The following is an 18,709-nucleotide window of genomic DNA, read 5'->3' on the forward strand; positions in this document are numbered from 1 at the left end:
GGCCGCCACCCCCTTCAGGAAGCCTGGCGGAACCGGGTGGTCCGGTGCACCGGGTCCGTGTCGATCTTCGGAATCACGTGCCGGCCGATCAGCTCGATGGTCTGGAGCGTGTACTCGCGCGAGACCCCGACCGGCAGGCCGAAGGAGAGCTGGTCGGCGCCCGCCTGCTCCCACCGCTTGCACTGGGTGAGCACCTCGTCCGGGTCGCCGCAGATCAGCAGCTCCTCGGCGATCAGCAGCTCGATGAACTCCTCGTTGTACTCGGGGAGGGTCTCGGGCCAGACGGGGAAGCCCTCGGGGCGCGGGAAGGTGTCGTGGTAGCGGAAGACGAGGGAGGGCAGGTAGTGCAGGCCGCCGCTGACGGCGATCCGGATGGCCTCGTCGTGCGTCGGCGCGCAGATCGCGGTGGTCGTCACCATCACGTTGTCGTTGACGAAGTCCCCGACGGGTTCCGCCTCGACCACGGCCGTCTTGTACTGCTCCAGGACCCATTCCATGTCGGAGACCTTCTGCACGCTGAAGCCGAGCACGCCGAGCCCCTTGCGGGCGGCCATCGCGTACGAGGGCGGCGATCCGGCGGCGTACCACATGGCGGGGTGCGACTTCCCGTACGGCTTGGGCAGGATCTTGCGCGGCGGGAGCTGCCAGTGCTTGCCCTGGAAGCCGGCGTACTCGTCCTGGAGCCACATCTTCGGGAACTCGGCGATGGTCTCCTCCCAGATCTCCTTGGTGTAGTTCATGTCGGTGACACCGGGGATGAAACCGAGGATCTCGTGACTGCCGGCCCCCCGCCCGCTGCCGAACTCGAAGCGGTTGCCGGTGAGATGGTCGAGCATGGCGACCTTCTCGGCGACCTTCACCGGGTGGTTGACCTGGGCGAGCGGGTTGAAGATGCCCGACCCGAGGTGGATCCGCTCGGTCGCGTGCGCCAGGTACCCGAGGTAGACGTCGTTGGCCGAGAGGTGCGAGTACTCCTCCAGGAAGTGGTGTTCGGACGCCCAGGCGTACTTGAAGCCGGACCTGTCCGCCTGGATGACGTACTCCGTCTCCTCCATCAGCGCCTTGTGCTCCGCGAGCGGGTCGGTCTCGGCGCGCTTGCCCACGTATCCCTGTACAAAGAGCCCGAATTCCAAGGAGGTTCACCGTCCCCATCCGTATCTGACATTCCGTCAGATCTGCTGTCCGCCGACTGTCGCACCGGGCCCCCGAGGCGTCAATAGCTGACGGGACGTCAGATAACGCTGACACCCGCCAGCCAGCCCCCGTCGATCACGAACGGCTGGCCCGTGATGTACGAGGAGTCCTCGCCGGTGAGGAAGAGGGCGAGGCGGGCCACCTCCTCCGGCCGCCCGATCCGGCCGAGCGGCACGAGCTTGCGGTACAGCTCGTCCAGCGCCCGGGAGTCCGCCGCGTTGTCGGCGGGGTCGGCGTCCGGGTCCAGCTGGGCGGGGTTGCTCATCGCCGTGTCGATGGCGCCCGGGCAGACCGCGTTGACCCGGATCTTCTTGGCGGCCAGTTCCAGGGCGGCCACCCGCGTCAGACCCACGATGGCGTGCTTGGTCGCGGCGTAGGCACCCACCCAGGCCATCCCGGTGAGGCCCGCGTACGAGGCCGTGTTGACGATCGTGCCCCCGCCCGCGCTCGCGATCTCCGGCGCGACCGTCCTGATCCCGAGGAAGACCCCCACCTGGTTGACCTGCACGACCTGCTGGAACTCTTCCAGCGGGGTGTCGACGAGCTCGTTGAAGCGCAGGATGCCGGCGTTGTTGACCAGCCCGTCGATCCGTCCGTACGTCTCCTTGGCGACGGCGACCGCCGCACGCCAGCCGTCCTCCTCGCGCACGTCGAGGTGGACGTAGCGCGCGCCGATCTCCTTGGCCAGCGCCTCCCCCTGGTCGTCGAGCACATCCGCGACGACGACCCTGGCGCCCTCCCGCGCGAAGAGCCGCGCCTCCTGCTCGCCCTGCCCGCGCGCCGCGCCGGTGATGAGGACGACGCGTCCGTCCAGCTTGCCCATGTCCGTCTCCCTGGGTCGTGTCCGACAATCCGCGCCGCCCGGCCGACCGGCGGGGCAGCCCCGGCGGTTCAGCCGAGAAGGGGCGCCACGTCGGCGCCGAACGCGGCCATCTGGTCGACGAGTTCACCGCTCCCGCGCGACCGGAACCGCACCTGGATCTGGTCCACACCCATCGCGCGGTACGCCCGCAGCGACTCGGCGAGGGCCTCGGGCGGCCCGCTGAGGGTGCGGCGCCCGACCTCCCAGCCGGGCTCGCCCACGTACAGGGGCTCGGTGATGGCGCCGACGGTGAGCGGGTCGTGGACGCCCGCCTCCTCGCGCAGCCGCCGCAGCGTCTCGATCTGCCCGGGCAGCCGATCGCGCGGGTCGCCCTGCGGCAGCCAGCCGTCCGCCTTCAGCGCGGCCCGGCGCACGGCGGCGGGCGAGGAACCGCCGACCCACAGGGGCACCCTCGCCTGGGCCGGCCGGGGCCGCTGGCCGAGCCCCTCGAAGTCGTAGAGCTTCCCGTGGTGCTCGGGGAACTCGTCCCGCCCCAGCGCGGCCCGCAGCGCGTCGATCGACTCGTCGAGCACGGCGCCCCGGTGCCGGAAGTCGGCCCCCACCGCCTCGAACTCCTCCCGCACATGCCCGGCCCCGACCCCGAGGATCAGCCGTCCCCCGCTGAGGTGGTCGAGGGTGGCGTACTGCTTGGCCGTGATCAGCGGATGCCGCAGCCCGACGACCGCGACATGACTGAGCAGCCGCACCCGCTCGGTCACACCGGCCAGGAAGGCGAGCGTGGCCACCGGGTCGTACCAGACCGTGCTCATGGCGTCCGCGAGCCGCCGCGGGACGGCGACGTGGTCGCAGCACGCGGCATACGCGAACCCGGAGCGGTCGGCGGCCCGGGCGATCTCGACGAGATCGGCGGGACCGGCGCCTGCCTCCCATCCCTCGGCGTAGAGGGTGCTCTGCGACTGGACCGGGAGCTGGATGCCGTAGCGCAGGGGCCGGTCCGCGGCGCCCTGCGGCCGGGTCCCGTCCCCGCTCAACGGGCACCGCCCGGACCCGCCCACAGACCCTCCCGGGTCAGCCCCAGCAGCTCGATCGCGTTGCCCCGTACGATCCGTTCGACCACGTCCGGGTCGAGGTGCCCCATCTGGGACTCGCCGACCTCGCGGGACTTCGGCCAGGTGGAGTCGGAGTGCGGGTAGTCGGTCTCGTACAGGACGTTCGCGACGCCGATGGAGTCGAGGTTCCTGAGTCCGAAGGCGTCGTCGAAGAAGCAGCCGTGGACGTGGTCGGCGAAGAGCTCGGACGGCGGGCGGTGGACCTTGTCGGCGACGCCGCCCCAGCCGCGGTTCTCCTCCCAGACCACGTCGGCGCGTTCGAGGATGTAGGGGATCCAGCCGATCTGGCCCTCGGCGTACATCACCCGCAGGTTCGGGAAGCGCTCGAACTTGCCGCTCATCAGCCAGTCCACCATCGAGAAACAGCAGTTGGCGAAGGTGATGGTGGAACCGACGGCGGGCGGGGCGTCGGCCGAGGTCGACGGCATCCTGCTGCTGGAGCCGATGTGCATGGCGATGACCGTGCCGGTCTCGTCGCAGGCCGCGAGGAAGGGGTCCCAGTCGTCGGTGTGCACGGAGGGCAGCCCCAGATGGGGCGGGATCTCGGAGAAGGCGACCGCGCGTACCCCGCGGGCGGCGTTGCGGCGCACCTCGTCCGCCGCGAGCGCGGGGTCCCACAGGGGAATGAGGGTGAGCGGAATGAGACGGCCGGCGGCCGCCGGACCGCACCACTCCTCCACCATCCAGTCGTTGTAGGCCCGCACCGAGAGCAGTCCGAGCTCGCGGTCCTTGGCCTCGGTGAACGTCTGCCCGCAGAAGCGCGGGAAGGTGGGGAAGCACAGCGCGGACTGGACGTGGTTGACGTCCATGTCGGCGAGCCGCTGGGGGACGTCGTACGAGCCGGGCCGCATCTGCTCGTACGTGATGACCTCCAGGCGTATCTCGTCCCTGTCGTATCCGACGGCGGTGTCGAGGCGGGTGAGAGGCCGGTGGAGGTCCTCGTACACCCACCAGTCCCCGACCGGCCCGTCGTCGCCCGGCCCGCCCATCACCGGGGCGAACCTGCCGCCGAGGAAGGTCATCTCCTTCAGCGGCGCGCGGACTATGCGGGGCCCGGTGTCCCGGTACCTCGACGGGAGGCGGTCCCGCCAGACGCCCGGGGGCTCCACGGTGTGGTCGTCCACCGAGATGATCCTGGGGAAGTCGGAGGCGGTCGAAGGGGGCTGGGTGGTCTCCATACGGCCCACGGTAGCGCCGATCTGACAACCCGTCAGCTACCCGGAAGCGCTCCCGGAAACCCGCGACTCTGTGCGAACGTGTGCGGAGAGCGTGTGAAGGACATGTGATCTTCCGCGTCCGGCCCGCGCGCGCGGCTGTGATCGCCGTCTCCCACGGCTGACGCATCCGCCATGAACAAGGCAAACTGGCCTCGTTGCACTGACGGTTCGGCAGGGGGACAGCGATGGACGGTGTACCGCGAGTGCCGGAGCAGCGGCGCGCCGAGGAATCGGCGGCGTTGCGCTTCAGCGTGCTCGGACCGGTGCGCGCCTGGCGCGGCGAGGACTCGCTGCCCACGGGGTCCCCGCAGCAACGCGCCCTGCTGGCAGCCCTGTTGCTGCGCGAGGGCCGGACCGCCACGTCCGGCGAGCTGATCGACGCCCTGTGGGGCGAGGAACCCCCCTCGCAGGCACTCGCCGCCGTCCGCACATACGCCTCCCGGCTCCGTAAGGCCCTCGACCCCGGCGTGCTGATCAGCGAGTCGGGCGGCTACGCGATCCGGCTGTCCGAGGGCGCGGGCACGCTGGACCTCGCCGAGGCCCAGGAGATCTCCGCCGACGCGGAGAAGGCGAAGCACTCCGGAGACCTGTGCCTCGCCCGCGAGCTGCTGAACAGGGCGCTGGCCCTGTGGGACGGGGAGCCCCTGGCGAGCGTGCCGGGTCCGTACGCCGACACCCAGCGGGCACGCCTGGAGGAATGGCGCCTCCAACTCCTGGAGTCCAGGCTCGACATGGACCTGGAGCAGGGCTGTCACGCGGAGGCGGTCTCCGAACTCACCGCCCTGACCGCGGCGCACCCCCTGCGCGAGCGGCTGCGCGAGCTGCTCATGCTGGCGCTGTACCGCAGCGGTCGGCAGGCCGAGGCCCTCGCCGTCTACGCCGACACCCGCCGGCTGCTCGCCGACGAACTGGGCGTCGACCCGCGCGCGGGCCTGAAGGAACTCCAGCAGCGCATCCTGCAGGCGGACCCGGGCCTCGCCGAGCCGTCCGCCCCGACGGCGGAACCCGCGGCGGCACCGGTCCGCCCGGCCCAGCTCCCGGCCACGGTCACGGATTTCACGGGCCGCGCCTCCTTCGTCCAGGAACTCAGCGACGTACTCGCCGCCGCCTCCACCGAGGAGGGCCGGGTGATGGCGGTCTCGGCGCTCGCGGGCATCGGGGGCGTGGGCAAGACGACCCTCGCCGTGCACGTCGCCCACCAGGCGCGCGCCGCCTTCCCCGACGGACAGCTCTACGTCGACCTCCAGGGCGCCGGGGCAAGGGCGGCGGAGCCGGAGACGGTGCTCGGCGCGTTCCTGCGCGCCCTGGGCCACCCGGCCTCCTCCATCCCCGAGACGCTGGAGGAACGCGCGGCGCTCTACCGCTCGGTCCTCGACGGCCGCCGGGTCCTGGTGCTGCTGGACAACGCCCGGGACGCCGCCCAGGTGCGCCCCCTGCTTCCCGGCATGGAGGGCTGCGCGGCCCTGGTGACGTCCCGGGCGCGGATGGTGGACCTGGCCGGCGCCCATCTGGTGGACCTCGACGTGATGTCCCCCGAGGAGGCCCTCCAGCTCTTCACGAAGATCGTCGGGCAGGAGCGGGTGGCGTCGGAGCGCGAGGCGGCCCTCGACGTGGTCGCGGCCTGCGGTTTCCTCCCGCTCGCGATCCGTATCGCCGCCTCCCGGCTGGCCGCCCGCCGCACCTGGACGGTCTCGGTGCTGGCGGCGAAGCTCGGCGACGAGCGCCGCCGCCTCGACGAACTCCAGGCCGGCGACCTCGCCGTCAAGGCCACCTTCGAACTCGGCTACGGCCAGCTGGAGCCCGCCCAGGCCCGCGCCTTCCGTCTGCTGGGCCTCGCGGACGGCCCGGACATCTCGCTGGCCGCCGCTGCCGCCGTCCTGGACCTCCCGGTCGACGACACCGAGGACCTCCTGGAATCCCTCGTCGACACCTCCCTCCTGGAATCCGCCGCCCCCGGCCGCTACCGGTACCACGACCTGGTCCGCCTCTACGCGCGCGCCTGCGCCGAACGCGACGAACAGCCGCCGAGCGAGCGGGACGCGGCGCTGTCGCGGCTGCTGGACTTCTACTTGGCGACGGCTGCCGGGGTCTATGCGATCGAGCGTCCCGGCGACCGGCTGGTGGAGCACCTGGAGGCCACGAAGTACCCGGGGCTGGTGTTCGACGATCGGCATCCGGCGCATGATTGGTTGTACGCCGAAGCCAACGCGCTCCTGTCGTGCGTGCGCCAGTCAGTGGCGGACAGCCGGCTTCGGAGGGCTGTCGACCTGCTCTGGGCCGCCAAGGATCTTGCCGAGTCGGGGGCCAATTCGCGCGAGTACGAGGTCGCCGCGAACGCGGCGCTCGAGCGCGCCCGTGCCATCGGCGACGCGCGTGCCGCCGGGCGGGCACTGACTACGCTCACCGACGTTCACATGGTCGCGGGCCGGTTCGATCAGGCTGACGCGGCCGCCATCGAGGCCACCCGCATGGCGCAGGAGGCGGACGACCCCGTCGCCAGGTGCTGGGCCCCCAACACCCGGGGCATCATTGCCATCTACCAGAGCCGGCATTCCGAGGGCGAGCAGCACCTGAACTCGGCCATCGAGAACTTCCGCAGCAACAACAACCGGCCGGGCGAGGCCAGCGCACTGTGCAACCTGTCCCGCATCCACATGGCCACGGGGCGGGTCGACAGCGCCGTCACCCTCGCTCAGCAGGGCATCGACATCTACGACTCCACCGGGAACGCCCTCAGGGGCGCGAACGGGCGCTACGCCCTGGGCCTGGCGCTCACCCGCAACGGGGACCTCGGCCCGGCGGCCGAAAGCCTCGTGGAAGCCTTGGAGACCTTCCGGGACAGCCGTCAGCGGCTCTGGGAGGGAATGACTCTCTTCCGGCTCGCCGAGGTCGATCTCGCCGCCCGCCGGCCGGCGCAGGCCGCGTCCAACGCGGAGATGGCCCTGACCGTGCTGCGGGGCATCGGCGGGGAGTGGCGACGCGGGCTCGTGCTCACAGTTCTCGGTCGCGCCCTCAGTGACATCGGACAGACCGGTCGCGCCCAAGTCTGCTGGCGGGAAGCCCTGGGGATCCACGAGGAGTTGGGCTCACCGGAAGCGGACGAGGTGCGCGGCCTGCTGGCCGTGACCGCCGCTGTCTGACCGGATGCCGGCGCGTTCATCGAACGTTTATCACCACCCGACATGCTCACTCCTGTCGTTCCGTCGCGTCGGGGGGCAGGCGGATCGGCAGTGAGGCCGTGAGGTTAACCTGAACGGCCAATTGGTGCCCGTCCGGCGCCCATCGGGGGAGATGCCGGGCGGGCCCCAAGCCTCTTGCCTGCAACACAACCGGGGAGTTGACCGCTATGAGCGAGAAGAAGACCGAGCCCGTCGTCAAGCCACTGGACCAGCACGCGACCGGTGAGGAACTCGTCGCGATGGACCAGCACGCCACGGACGAGAACGTCATCGCGCTGGACCAGCACGCCACCGGCGGCGAGATCAAGCCGCTGGACCAGCACGCGACAACCGAACCGTCCAACTGACCACACACGACGGGGATCGGCCGCGGCGGCGCGGAGGGGGAGCCGCCGCGGCTGACGTGTGTCCGGGGCCGGCCGGGGTCACGGGGCGCCTCGCGCTACCGCTCCGACCGGCGATACCGTCCGCAGCGCTCGCGGCGCCCTCAGCGCCGCCGAAGGTCTCCCTTCACCACTTTCCCGCTCGCGTTCCGAGGGAGTTCGGTCACGAACTCGACCGTCCGGGGGACCTTGTAGTTGGCCATCTCGCGGCGCGACCAGGCGATCAGGTCGTCGCTGGTCAGAGCCGCTCCGGGGCGCCGTACGACGTACGCCCTGCCGACCTCTCCCAGCCGTCCGTCGGGCACGCCGATCACCGCCACGTCCGCGACCTCCGGGTGGACGCCGAGGAGCTGTTCTATCTCGGCGGGGTAGGCGTTGAAGCCGCCGACGATGAACATGTCCTTGATCCGGTCGGTGATGCGCAGGTTCCCGGCCGTGTCGAGGACGCCCACGTCACCGGTGCGCAGCCAGCCGTCCGGGTCAAGCACCGCCGCGGTGGCCGCCGGGTCCTCGAAGTAGCCCCGCATCACGTGGAAGCCGCGGACCAGCACCTCGCCGGGGGTGCCGGGGGCGAGGGGCGTCCCGTTCGCGTCCGCCACGCGGACCTCCGTGTCCGGGATCGCGCGGCCCGACGTGGAGGCGATCACGGCGGGGGCGTCGCCCCGGCGGCACATGGTGACGATCCCGCTCGCCTCGGAGAGCCCGTACGCGGTGAGGACGGTGCCGATCCTCAGCTCGGACCTCAGCCGCTCGACCAGTCGCAGGGGAACCACGGCCGCCCCCGTCACCACCAGTCTCAGCGCGGACAGGTCGTACGCGTCCCGGTTCGGGTGGTCCAGCAGGGACTGGTGGAGCGTGGGCGGGCCGGGGAGGACCGAGATGCGCTCCGCCGCCACGTTCGCCAGCACCGTGTCCACGTCGAACACGGGCTGCGGGACCATCGTCGCGCCGCGCATCAGACAGGCCAGCACCCCCGCCTTGTACCCGAAGGTGTGGAAGAAGGGGTTCACGATCAGATAGCGGTCGCCCGCCCGCAGCCCGGCCAGCTCGCTCCAGATCGCGTAGCCCCGCAGGCTCTGCGCGTGCGTGATCACCGCGCCCTTGGGCCGTCCCGTCGTCCCCGACGTGAAGACGATGTCGGACGGAGCGGCTGCCGCCACGGACGCCGCCCGCTCCCGTACCTCCACCGTCCCGACGCCCTCCCCGTCCGCGAGGAAGTCCTTCCAGGTACGGAAGTCGGCGGGGGCGTCGTCCGACAGCACCACCACCCGCTCCAGATGCGGGAGTCCTGGGAGCGGACCGGGTCCCTCCCCCTCGCCGGCCGCCCGGCGGAGCGACGCCACGTACGAGGTCCCCAGGAACGTCCCCGTCACGAAGAGCAGTCTCGCCCTGCTCCGGGCCAGTACGTACGCCGCCTCGGCGCCCTTGAAGCGGGTGTTGAGCGGGACCAGCACGGCGCCCGCCGAGACCGCGCCGAGCGCGCAGACGATCCAGTCGAGGGTGTTCGGCGCCCAGACGGCGACCCGGTCTCCCGTGCGCACCCCCTCGGCCAGGCAGGCCGCCGCGGCCCGTTCCACGCGGGCGCCCAGCTCCGCGTACGTGATGCGCGTCCGGCCCTCGACGACGGCCTCGCGGTCCGCGAACCGCCGCGCCGCCGACCGGATCAGCCCCGGGATGCTGCCCCACTCCAAGTCACCGCGCACGGCGGGCCTCCCCATGACCGACGACAGTTAGCTGACTACCCGTCAGATTAGCGGTAGCCTGACGCACTGTCAGCAGCCCCGGTTCACAGGGAGGCGCGCGCCCATGGCACGGAGCACGGCGGGGATCAAGGACGCCACGGCCGTCGTCGGCATCGGTCAGACCCCCTTCGCCAAGCAACTCCCCGATTCCGAGAAGACCTTGGCCTGTCGCGCGATTCTCGCCGCCCTCGACGACGCCGGGATCGCACCCGAGGAGGTCGACGGGCTGGCCTCCTACACCATGGAGGAGACCGACGAGGTCGAGGTCGCCAAGGCCCTCGGCTTCGGCGATCTCACCTTCTTCAGCAAGGTCGGTTACGGGGGCGGCGGTTCGTGCGCGACCGTCGCCCATCTCGCCGCCGCCGTCGCCACCGGGCAGGCGACGGTCGGGGTCGCCTGGCGGTCGCGCAAGCGCGGCAGCGGCCCCCGGCCCTGGAAGAACACGGTCGCCCAGCTCCCCACCCCGGCGCAGTGGACCCGCCCCTTCGGGCTGCTCAGGCCCGCCGACGAGATCGGCATGCTGGCACGGCGCTACATGCACGAGTACGGCGCCACCCGCGACCACCTCTTCAACGTCGCGCTCGCCTGCCGCAACCGGGCCAACCAGAACCCCGCCGCGATGATGTACGACCGCCCGCTCACCCGCGAGATGTACATGACCTCCCGCTGGATCAGCGAACCCCTCTGCCTGTTCGACAACTGCCTGGAGACCGACGGGGCGTTGGCGTGCGTGGTCGTGTCGGCCGAGCGCGCGCGGGACTGCCGGCGGCGGCCCGTGTACGTCCACTCCGTCGCCCAGGGCCTGCCCGCCCAGCACCACGGCATGGTCAACTACTGGAACGACGACCCGCTCACCGGCCCCGCCTGGACCGCCGCCCGGCACCTGTGGAAGAACGCCGACTTCACCCCGGACGACGTCGACGTGGCGCAGATCTACGACGCCTTCACGCCCCTCATACCGCTCTCCCTTGAGGGCTACGGCTTCTGCGGCCGTGGCGAGGGCGCCGCCTTCACCGAGGGCGGCGCGCTGGAGACCGGCGGACGGCTGCCCCTCAACACGGGCGGGGGCGGGCTCAGCGAGGCGTACGTCCACGGCTTCAACCTCATCAACGAGGGCGTGAAGCAGCTGCGCGGGACCAGCACCGCGCAGGTGCCGGGAGCCGCCACCTGTCTGGTCACGGCCGGGGAAGGGGTCCCCACCTCCGCGGTCCTGCTGCGAACCTGAGGAGCCGAGATGACACGACCCCCCGCCCCGAACACCACCGAACGCCTGCTCTCGCCGGTCGTGGACGACGACGGCGCGCCCTTCTGGGAGTACGCCGCCCGGGGCGAGCTGCGGATCCAGGCGTGCGCCGACTGCGGCGAGCTGCGCTTCCCGCCCCGGCCCTGCTGTCCCCACTGCCGTTCCTTCGACAGCCGGTGGCGGCTGATGAGCGGGCTGGGCCGCGTCTGGTCGTACGTGGTCCCGCATCCGCCCCTGCTGCCGGCCTACGCGGCCCGGGTGCCGTACAACGCGGCCGTCGTCGAACTCGCCGACGCCCCGCACATCCGCCTGGTGGGCAACCTGGTCGCCGGACCCGGCGCCCCGCTGGGCTCCCTCGCCCCCGACCGGATCCGGATCGGGGCGCGGGTACGGATCGTGTCCGGCGCCGAGGGGCTGCCGCAGTGGGTTCTGGAGCGGTCGTGAGCGGCGGGCTGCGGATCTCCTGCGACAAGGACACCGGGGTCGCCGTGCTCACCCTGGACCGGCCCGCCAGACTCAACGCGATCGATGCCGCGACCGCCGCCGAACTCACCGCCGCCTGGCAGGCGTTCCGGTTCGACGACTCCGTGCGGGCCGTCGTCGTCACCGGGGCGGGCGAGCGGGCCTTCTGCACCGGACTCGACCGTGCGGCCGAGGTGCCCCAGCCGGACTCGCCCTTCATGGTGGACGATCCGCTCCTGCGGATCGGCCCCAAGGCCAACGACCTGTGGAAGCCGGTCGTGGCCGCCGTGCGCGGAATGGCCTGCGGAGGCGCCTTCTACCTGCTCGGGGAGGCGGAGTTCGTCGTCGCCGACGAGACCGCGACCTTCTTCGATCCGCATACGACCTACGGCATGGTCAGCGCGTACGAGTCCGTCTACATGGCGCATCGGATGCCGTACGGGGAGGCCGCGCGGATGGCACTGCTGGGGACCGCCGAGCGGATGTCCGCGCGGCGCGCGTACGACATCGGGCTGGTGTCGGAACTCACGCCTCCCGGCGCGGCGTTGGGGGCCGCCGTCCGGTGCGCCGAGGTCGTCGCGTCCTGTCCGACGGAGGGCGTGCAGGGCACCGTGCGCGCCCTGTGGACGGCCCACGAGGCGGCCCGCGCCCACGCCTTCGCCCAGTCCCCCCAGCTCATCTCCCTGGGCAACCTGCCCCCGGCCCGGCAGGCGGAACTGTTCTCCACCCGGAGCCCGGACGGCTTCCGGACGCGCTGAGCCCGGCGGGACGTCAGCTCTCGGGGACGGCCCGTGGCTCGACCCGGCAGTGGTCGACGGACCCGGCGAGACCCGCGCTGCCGACGGGAACCCGGACAGTGGCCCGGCCCTTCGCGGACACCCGCACCCGCCCGGTGCCACCGACGACGGTGACGTCCGCGCGGTCCTTGAAGGCGACCGACACGACGAAGGCGCCCTCGCGTCCGTTCGGGTTGCGGACCTCGACCGTCGCGTAGGGGGCCTTCTCGGACGCGCACCGCACGAGGGTCGCGGTGCCGTCCGTCAGGGGCCGGGCGGTCCCGCCGGAGGAGGACGCGGTGGAACGGTGGGTGGGCCGCGAACGGTAGGAACCGCTGCCGCTGCCGTACGAGCCGCCGCCGCCCGACGTCGACGACGAACTGTCGTGATCCTGGTGGGAGCTGCTGCAACCGCCCCCGCCCCCGCCTCCCCTGTGCCGGCTGTGACTGCCGTGACGGCCGGTGGAAAAGCCGGTCAGGGCCAGCACCACCATCGTCGACACCGCCGTGAACCTGAGTATGCGCCCCCGCGTCTGCATACCGTCACCCTACCCACGACCGTCGCACCCGCCGGAAGCCCCCCACGCTCACGCCGTGCGGGCCGTCCCGGTGCCCTTCTCCGCGTCCAGGGCATACACACAGCGGTCCTTGCTGCAGGCGTACACGACACCGTCCTTGACGACGGGGGCGCCGGTGATCTCGCCGCCGGTCGCCAGCTTCCAGCGCAGGCGCCCGTCGTCGGCCTTCAGCGTGTACAGCAGATGGTCCGTGGAGCCGAAGTGGATACGGCCCTCGGCCACGGCCGGCGCGCCCACGATGTCGCCGCCCGCCTGGAAGCGCCACTTCGGCGTGCCCGTGACCGCGTCCAGGGTGTACAGGCCCTTTCCGCTGCCTACGTGGACATGCCCCGCGGCGACGAGCACCGGCTCGATGGAGGCACGGGCCTCGGTCGCGATGCGCCAGCGGTCGCGCCCGTCGGTGGCGTCGAGCGCGTACACCGTGCCGAGGTAGTCCGCGAGGTACACGCCGCCCCCGGCGACCGCGGGCCCCGGTACGAAGGTCGGCGGGCACAGGAAGACCGCCGGTGCCTCGAAGTGCCAGCGGACGTGACCGCTCGCCACGTCGACGGCGAGCACCCGGGTGCCCGCGGAGATGTAGACGTAGCCGTCCTCGGCCCGGGTCAGCCGGACCGGCACACCGCCGCACGACGCCGCGTCGCCGATCGGGTACGACCAGCGCTCTTCACCCGTACGGGCCTCCAGCGCGCGCAGCCGTGCGTCCTTCCACACGAACACCGTGCCGTCGTGCACGGCGGGTCCGGCCTCCGGGGACTCGAAGTCGGTCTGGGCGCCGGTGACCTCCCAGAGTTTCTGGCCGTTGGAGGCCTCCCAGGCCTGCACCCCGCCGCCGCGCGTCCCGGTGACGACCGTCCCCCGGTCGGCCTTGAGGGAGTAGACCCAGGCATCCGTCGCCAGCCGCCACAGATCGGCGCCCTCCCGGGCGTCCAGGGCGAAGAGCGTCGGGCCGTCGGAGGCGTGGATACGGCCGTCCGCCACCGCCATCGACCAGGCCACGTCCCGCGTCTTGAAGCTGCGGCGGCCGGTCGCCACGTCCAGGGCGTGGACCTCGAAGGACGTGACGTAGACGAGGTCGCCGGCGACCGTGGGCGTCCCCCAGACGTCGTTCGACATACGGAAGCGCCAGGGCCGCCAGCCGGACGGGGAGTCCGGCGGGGGCGGCGGCGCGATCGCCGCCACGGGGTCGGCGCCGTTCACGCCCACGCGCGGCCGCGACCAGGAGGCGGCGAGCCCCGCCTCCGGAGGAGGGGCCTTCACGGCGGCGGCGCGGGCGTCGGCGACGCGCGGCCCGGGGCCGATGGGCACCTTGGCACCCGCCAGCCGCACCGGACCGGTGTCGGGCGCGCCGACGACCGCGGGAGCGTGCGAGGGCGGCGGGGGCACCCCCTGGCGTCCGCCACCGCTGCGACCCCCGGACGGCGAGGGCTTCACCGGCGGACGGCCCCCGCGGCGCGACTCGATCAGGCCCACCGCCCGCTCGGGCAGCCAGGCCGATGCCGTACCGCTGTCGTCCGACCCCGAGCCGAACAGGTGGGGAGCCAGCTGCGCCTGGAGGTCGGCGGGGTTGGGGCGGCCGGTCGCCTCCATCTGCATACAGGACTCGATCAGCGGCCTCAGCTCGTCCGGGAGGCCCTCGAGGTCGGGGCCCTCCCGGAGCAGCATGAAGACCGTCTCGACCGGGTTCGCGCCGTGGAAGGGGGCGTGCCCGGTGGCGGCGAAGACGAGCATCGAGCCGAGCGAGAAGACATCGCTCGCGCCGGTGACGCTGCGCGAGTCCTTCGCCTGCTCGGGTGACATGTACGCGGGTGTACCGACGGCGACATTCGTCATCGTCAGACGGGTGTTCGATACGCCGGACGCGATACCGAAGTCGATGACCCGCGGCCCGTCCTCGACCACCAGGACGTTCGAGGGTTTCAGGTCGCGGTGGACGAGCCCCGCGCCATGGATGGACTGCAGGGCCTCCGCGACGCCCGCGGCCAGCCAGCGCACCGCCTGGGCCGGCATCGGCCCGCACTCGTTCACTATTTCCTCGAGGGAGGGCGCCGGAACGTACGCGGTGGCCAGCCACGGCACCGCGGCGCGCGGGTCGGCGTCGACCACGGCCGCCGTGTAGAAGCCGGAGACCGCGCGCGCGGCCTCGACCTCACGCGTGAAGCGCACCCGGAACAACTGGTCCTCGGCGAGCTCCGTTCTGACCGTCTTGATCGCCACGCGACGGCCGGAGGCCGAGCGCGCGAGATAGACCAGCCCCATGCCGCCGGCTCCCAGCCGCCCCAGCACCTCGAACGGCCCGATCCGACGCGGATCGTGCTGCGTCAGCTGATCCACCACTTGCCTGCCACCTCCCCGTACGAGCCACGTCATCCACGTATGAACGCAGCCCAGTGCAGCGTCTCACCACCGCACCGCCTTGGCGGCACGCACCCCGATTCTTCCTGTCCGCGCCACTGGTTGCGAACCCGGGGGCGGATCGGGGTGTCTCGGGATATAACGGCTTCTCCCCACCGGCGGACGGAGCTTCACCGCCACCGGCCGGGGCCGTTCACCGCTGGATGACGGCGAACGACGCCCCTTGATTGTCGGTGACGACGGCCACTTTTCCGTACGAGGTGTCGAAGGCGGGTACCTGGACCCGGCCGCCGAGCCGGTTCACCGTTCCGAGTACCGCCTCGACGTTCTCGACCCCGAAATGGACCAGGAAGTGCGGCGGCATCTCGGCCGGGAAGACGTCGAGGACGGGGGCCCGGCCGACGTCCGGGGAGGCGTCGGCGCCGAAGAGGGCGTCGTGGAAGAGGGCCCCGTAGAACGCGTCGACGACCCAGGTGTCGCGTGCGTACAACTCCGCCCAGCAGAAGGAGCCCGGCGCGTGCCGCTTTCCGAAACCGGGGTGGTCCCCGGCCTGCCAGAGGCCGAACACGGCACCCTCGGGGTCGGTGGCGAGGGCCGTCGTGCCGAAGGGGCCCACCGGTGTGGGAGCGGTGATCAGCTGTCCGCCCGCCGTGGTGATCCGGGCCGCCAGCGCCGCGGCGTCCGGGGTGGCGAAGTACACCGTCCAGACGGTGGGCATCCGGCCGTCCCCCTTGGGCGCCAGACCGGCGACGGGCTCGCCGTGGTGGCGCGCCCACACACCGGTCGCGGGCGGCCCGAACCCCTCCCCGAAGGTCCAGCCGAACAGCTCACCGTAGAAGCGCCGGCCCGCCTCCACGTCGGGAAGCTGCGCTTCCACCCAGCAGGGGACGCCTTCGGGGAAGGCACCGGACGCGTCGGAGGCGCCGGATGCCGGGGATACGGCCATGCGGCCAAGTTAACGGCGTTTCCCCCACCTCGCGCGGTGGCCCGCACCGGCCGGAAGGGCCCCGCGGACCCGGCCGGCGCCCATCTCACACCTCACCCACGCCCCACAACACCCCACCGCACCCCATTTGCAGTCGGCCGAATCGCGCTCCGATCACCCCTCGGTAAGCTGACGGCATGACAGGACAAGTGCGTACCGTCGACGGCCGCGTGGCCGGTCGGCGTGGGCAGGCGACCAGGCAGAAGCTGCTCGACTGCCTCAGTGAAATGCTCAGCTCCTCTCCCTACCGGGACGTCAAAGTCATTGATGTCGCCCGTAAGGCAGGCACTTCACCGGCGACTTTCTACCAGTACTTTCCGGACGTCGAAGGCGCCGTCCTGGAGATCGCGGAGCAAATGGCCGCGGAGGGCGCCGGGTTGACGGAACTGCTCGACGGGCGCTCCTGGGCCGGCAAGGCCGGCTGGCAGACCGCACAGGAACTCGTGGACGGGTTCCTGGAGTTCTGGCGGAAGAACGACGCCATTCTCCGCGTGGTCGACCTGGGCGCCGCCGAGGGCGACAAGCGGTTCTACAAGATCCGCATGAAGATCCTGAATTCGGTGAACAACTCCCTTACGGACACGGTCGCCGAGCTGCAGGCCAAGGGCAGGGTCGACAAGGACGTGAACCCCGCGGCGATGGCCGGCTCCCTCGTCGCGATGCTCGCGGCGGTGGCCTCGCACCAGAAGGGGTTCCAGACGTGGGGTGTCAAACAGGCTGAACTCAAGCCGAATCTGGCGCTGTTGGTGCACCTCGGCGTGACCGGGAAGAAGCCGACCAGGTAGAAATCCCCCTTTCTCCCCCTTACCCTGCGTTCCTTTACTTTCCCCTGCCCCACGTCCTGTCATGCAGGCGGCAGCCCCACGCCGGACGGACCGTTCCGGCGGGCTGCCGCCTGCTGTGCTGTGCGGGCCCCGCGCCGCGCCTCTCCGCGCCTCCCCGGCGGCCGTGACCGGACGACTCCCGCTTCTCAGCGGCGCGTGATCCGGAACAGCCGGATCTCACGGTCGATCCGCGCCTGGTACGTGGCGTACGGCGGCCAGAACACCAGCGCCGCCTTCCAGGCCGCCTCCCGCTCCTCCCCCGCCAGCAGCCGGGCCGTCACCGGGATGTCCGTGCCCTTCCAGTTCACCTCGGCGTCCGGGTGGGCGAGCAGATTGGCGGTCCACGCCGGATGGTCCGCGCGTCCGAAGTTGGAGCCGACCAGCAGCCAGCCGGCCGCGTCGGCCCCCTCCGGCATGCAGGCCAGCGGTGTCCGCCGGGCCAGCCCGCTCCTCGCTCCGCGCGTCGTGAGGACGACGCCCGGCAGCATCCGCGCGCTGAGCAGCACTCTGCCGCGGGTCAGCCGGTGCACCGCGCGGTCCACGGCGGGGACGAGACGCGGCGCGACGCGGGCGAAGGTCCGGGTCGAGGACACCTTCTGCACGAGCCGCACTCCGGGGAGCGCTCCGCGGGCCATCAGACCACCACCTCCCCGCCCTCGAAGAGGCGCGCGTCGTCGGCCGCGTGCGCCCGCAGCCGGTGCACGGGCCCGAAGAGCAGTTCGTCGCCGGACGCCCGCTTGAAGTACAGGTGGGCCTCGTGCTCCCAGGTGAAGCCGATGCCCCCGTGCAGCTGGATCCCTTCGGCGGCGGCTGTGCGCAGCGCCTCCAGGGCCTGGGCGAGCGCGAGCCCCCCGACCCGTTCGCGGCCGCCGCCGTCGCCGGCCGCCCAGGCCGCGTAGTAGGCGGCCGAGCGCGCCGCCTGCACCCGCACGTACACGTCCGCGAGGCGGTGCTTGACCGCCTGGAAGGTCCCGATGGCCCGCCCGAACTGTTCCCGCTGCCGCACGTACTCGACGGTCCGCTCCAACGCCCGGTCGGCGGCGCCCACGGCCTCCGCGGCGAGTACGGCGGCGGCACTCCGGCCGAGGCCGGCCAGCGCGCCGAGCGCGTCGGCGCCGTCCCCCAGCGGCTCGGCCGCCACGTCCCTCAGCTCCACCCGGGCCTGCGCCCTCGTCTCGTCCAGCGAGGTCTGCCGTGTCCGTACGAGCCCGTCGGCGCCCTCCCGTACGAGGAAGAGCGAGGTCCGCGACCTGGCGAAGCCTCCGGTGTGTGCGGCCACCACCAGGAGCCGCGCGCTGTGTCCGTCGAGCACATGGGCCGCCTGCCCGTAGAGCCGCCAGCCGCCGTCGGCCCGCCGGGCCTGCACCCCGCCGGCGCGCCCTCCGCCCGCCCAGTCCCCGTGGTGGTCGCCGACCAGTCCGAGGGCGGTGGGGAGCCCGGCACCCGGCACCGCCAGGGCCGCGGTCAGTTCGCCGCCCGCGACCCGGGGCAGCAGCGCGGCGCGCTGGTCCCCGGTACCCAGGGCCAGGATCAGCGGGGCCGCCAGGACAGCCGTGGAGATCAGCGGCGAGGGCGCCAGGGCTCGACCCGACTCCTCGCAGGCGAGGGCGAGTTCGGTGACCGAGCAGCCGACTCCGCCGTACCGCTCGGGAAGGGCGAGCCCCGGCAGACCGAGCTGCTGGGCGAACGTGTCCCACAGGCCGGTGTCGTATCCGGCGGCGGTCCGCACGGCCGCCCGCACCTCGTCCGGGCCGCACCGCTTGAGCAGGAGTTCCCGGAGGGTGCGGCGGATCTCGTCCTGTTCGGGGGTGAAACGGGCGTCCATGGGCAGGCCTCTCCAGAT

Annotated in this window: 16 protein-coding genes; 6 read left to right on the forward strand and 10 right to left on the reverse strand. The window is 72.3% G+C overall.

All coding sequences use genetic code 11. From position 1 onward, the window contains the following. Positions 1 to 14: 14 nt before the first annotated feature. The 4 genes from OHB41_RS21470 to OHB41_RS21485 form a co-directional block, all read right to left on the reverse strand. Positions 15 to 1,133, reverse strand: a complete 1,119-nt coding sequence (locus OHB41_RS21470) for an LLM class flavin-dependent oxidoreductase (protein WP_266699849.1) — start codon at positions 1,131 to 1,133, stop codon at positions 15 to 17. A gap of 98 nt (positions 1,134 to 1,231) precedes the next feature. Beyond that, complete coding sequence (locus tag OHB41_RS21475; protein ID WP_266699850.1) at positions 1,232 to 2,017, reverse strand: SDR family NAD(P)-dependent oxidoreductase; 786 nt, start codon at positions 2,015 to 2,017, stop codon at positions 1,232 to 1,234. 68 nt (positions 2,018 to 2,085) lie between these two features. After that, positions 2,086 to 3,048, reverse strand: coding sequence for an LLM class F420-dependent oxidoreductase (locus OHB41_RS21480; RefSeq protein ID WP_266699851.1), 963 nt, complete (start codon positions 3,046 to 3,048; stop codon positions 2,086 to 2,088). Continuing rightward, a complete protein-coding gene (locus OHB41_RS21485; protein ID WP_266699852.1) occupies positions 3,045 to 4,304 on the reverse strand; it encodes an amidohydrolase family protein in 1,260 nt (419 codons plus the stop codon). Before OHB41_RS21485 ends, OHB41_RS21480 begins: the two co-directional genes overlap by 4 nt. Before the next feature lie 224 nt (positions 4,305 to 4,528). On the opposite strand from OHB41_RS21485, the gene afsR reads away from it, so the two are divergent. Then, a complete protein-coding gene (afsR, locus tag OHB41_RS21490) occupies positions 4,529 to 7,483 on the forward strand; it encodes an SARP-family global regulator AfsR (protein WP_266699853.1) in 2,955 nt (984 codons plus the stop codon). A 206-nt stretch (positions 7,484 to 7,689) separates the two neighbouring features. After that, positions 7,690 to 7,869, forward strand: coding sequence for a co-regulatory small protein AfsS (gene afsS / locus OHB41_RS21495; RefSeq protein ID WP_266699854.1), 180 nt, complete (start codon positions 7,690 to 7,692; stop codon positions 7,867 to 7,869). Positions 7,870 to 8,009: 140 nt separating this feature from the next. On the opposite strand, the gene OHB41_RS21500 is transcribed toward afsS, so the two are convergent. After that, positions 8,010 to 9,608, reverse strand: coding sequence for a FadD3 family acyl-CoA ligase (locus tag OHB41_RS21500; RefSeq protein ID WP_323138389.1), 1,599 nt, complete (start codon positions 9,606 to 9,608; stop codon positions 8,010 to 8,012). Between the two features lie 103 nt (positions 9,609 to 9,711). On the opposite strand from OHB41_RS21500, the gene OHB41_RS21505 reads away from it, so the two are divergent. From OHB41_RS21505 to OHB41_RS21515, 3 genes are read left to right on the forward strand one after another with little or no spacing between them, the layout of a single operon-like run. Further along, complete coding sequence (locus tag OHB41_RS21505; protein WP_266699856.1) at positions 9,712 to 10,872, forward strand: lipid-transfer protein; 1,161 nt, start codon at positions 9,712 to 9,714, stop codon at positions 10,870 to 10,872. A 45-nt stretch (positions 10,873 to 10,917) separates the two neighbouring features. Further along, entirely contained in the window at positions 10,918 to 11,334 is a 417-nt protein-coding gene (locus OHB41_RS21510; RefSeq protein WP_266706031.1) for a Zn-ribbon domain-containing OB-fold protein, read from the forward strand. Beyond that, positions 11,331 to 12,110: an enoyl-CoA hydratase/isomerase family protein gene (locus OHB41_RS21515; RefSeq protein WP_266699857.1), complete on the forward strand. Its 780-nt coding sequence runs from the start codon at positions 11,331 to 11,333 to the stop codon at positions 12,108 to 12,110. The genes OHB41_RS21510 and OHB41_RS21515 overlap by 4 nt, the downstream gene beginning before the upstream one ends. 13 nt (positions 12,111 to 12,123) lie before the next feature. Here OHB41_RS21515 and OHB41_RS21520 read toward each other — a convergent pair whose 3' ends face one another. The 3 genes from OHB41_RS21520 to kbpA all read right to left on the reverse strand — a co-directional run bounded on the left by OHB41_RS21520 (position 12,124) and on the right by kbpA (position 16,003). Then, positions 12,124 to 12,666 (reverse strand): hypothetical protein, encoded by a 543-nt coding sequence (locus OHB41_RS21520; protein WP_266699858.1) that lies wholly within the window; start codon positions 12,664 to 12,666, stop codon positions 12,124 to 12,126. Between the two features lie 48 nt (positions 12,667 to 12,714). After that, on the reverse strand, positions 12,715 to 15,039 hold the full coding sequence (locus tag OHB41_RS21525) for a serine/threonine-protein kinase (RefSeq protein ID WP_266699859.1): 2,325 nt from the start codon (positions 15,037 to 15,039) through the stop codon (positions 12,715 to 12,717). 211 nt (positions 15,040 to 15,250) lie between these two features. Next, positions 15,251 to 16,003, reverse strand: coding sequence for an AfsK-binding protein KbpA (gene kbpA / locus OHB41_RS21530; RefSeq protein ID WP_266699860.1), 753 nt, complete (start codon positions 16,001 to 16,003; stop codon positions 15,251 to 15,253). A gap of 188 nt (positions 16,004 to 16,191) precedes the next feature. Between kbpA and OHB41_RS21535 the strand changes: the two genes are divergently transcribed. Beyond that, on the forward strand, positions 16,192 to 16,827 hold the full coding sequence (locus tag OHB41_RS21535) for a TetR family transcriptional regulator (RefSeq protein WP_266706033.1): 636 nt from the start codon (positions 16,192 to 16,194) through the stop codon (positions 16,825 to 16,827). A 185-nt stretch (positions 16,828 to 17,012) separates the two neighbouring features. Here the strand turns inward: OHB41_RS21535 and OHB41_RS21540 are convergent, their stop codons facing one another. Further along, positions 17,013 to 17,501, reverse strand: coding sequence for a nitroreductase family deazaflavin-dependent oxidoreductase (locus OHB41_RS21540; RefSeq protein WP_266699861.1), 489 nt, complete (start codon positions 17,499 to 17,501; stop codon positions 17,013 to 17,015). Then, positions 17,501 to 18,691: an acyl-CoA dehydrogenase family protein gene (locus tag OHB41_RS21545; RefSeq protein ID WP_266699862.1), complete on the reverse strand. Its 1,191-nt coding sequence runs from the start codon at positions 18,689 to 18,691 to the stop codon at positions 17,501 to 17,503. Before OHB41_RS21545 ends, OHB41_RS21540 begins: the two co-directional genes overlap by 1 nt. Positions 18,692 to 18,709: the final 18 nt, after the last annotated feature.

Origin of the sequence: Streptomyces sp. NBC_01571, assembly GCF_026339875.1 — a bacterium.
Classification (GTDB): domain Bacteria; phylum Actinomycetota; class Actinomycetes; order Streptomycetales; family Streptomycetaceae; genus Streptomyces.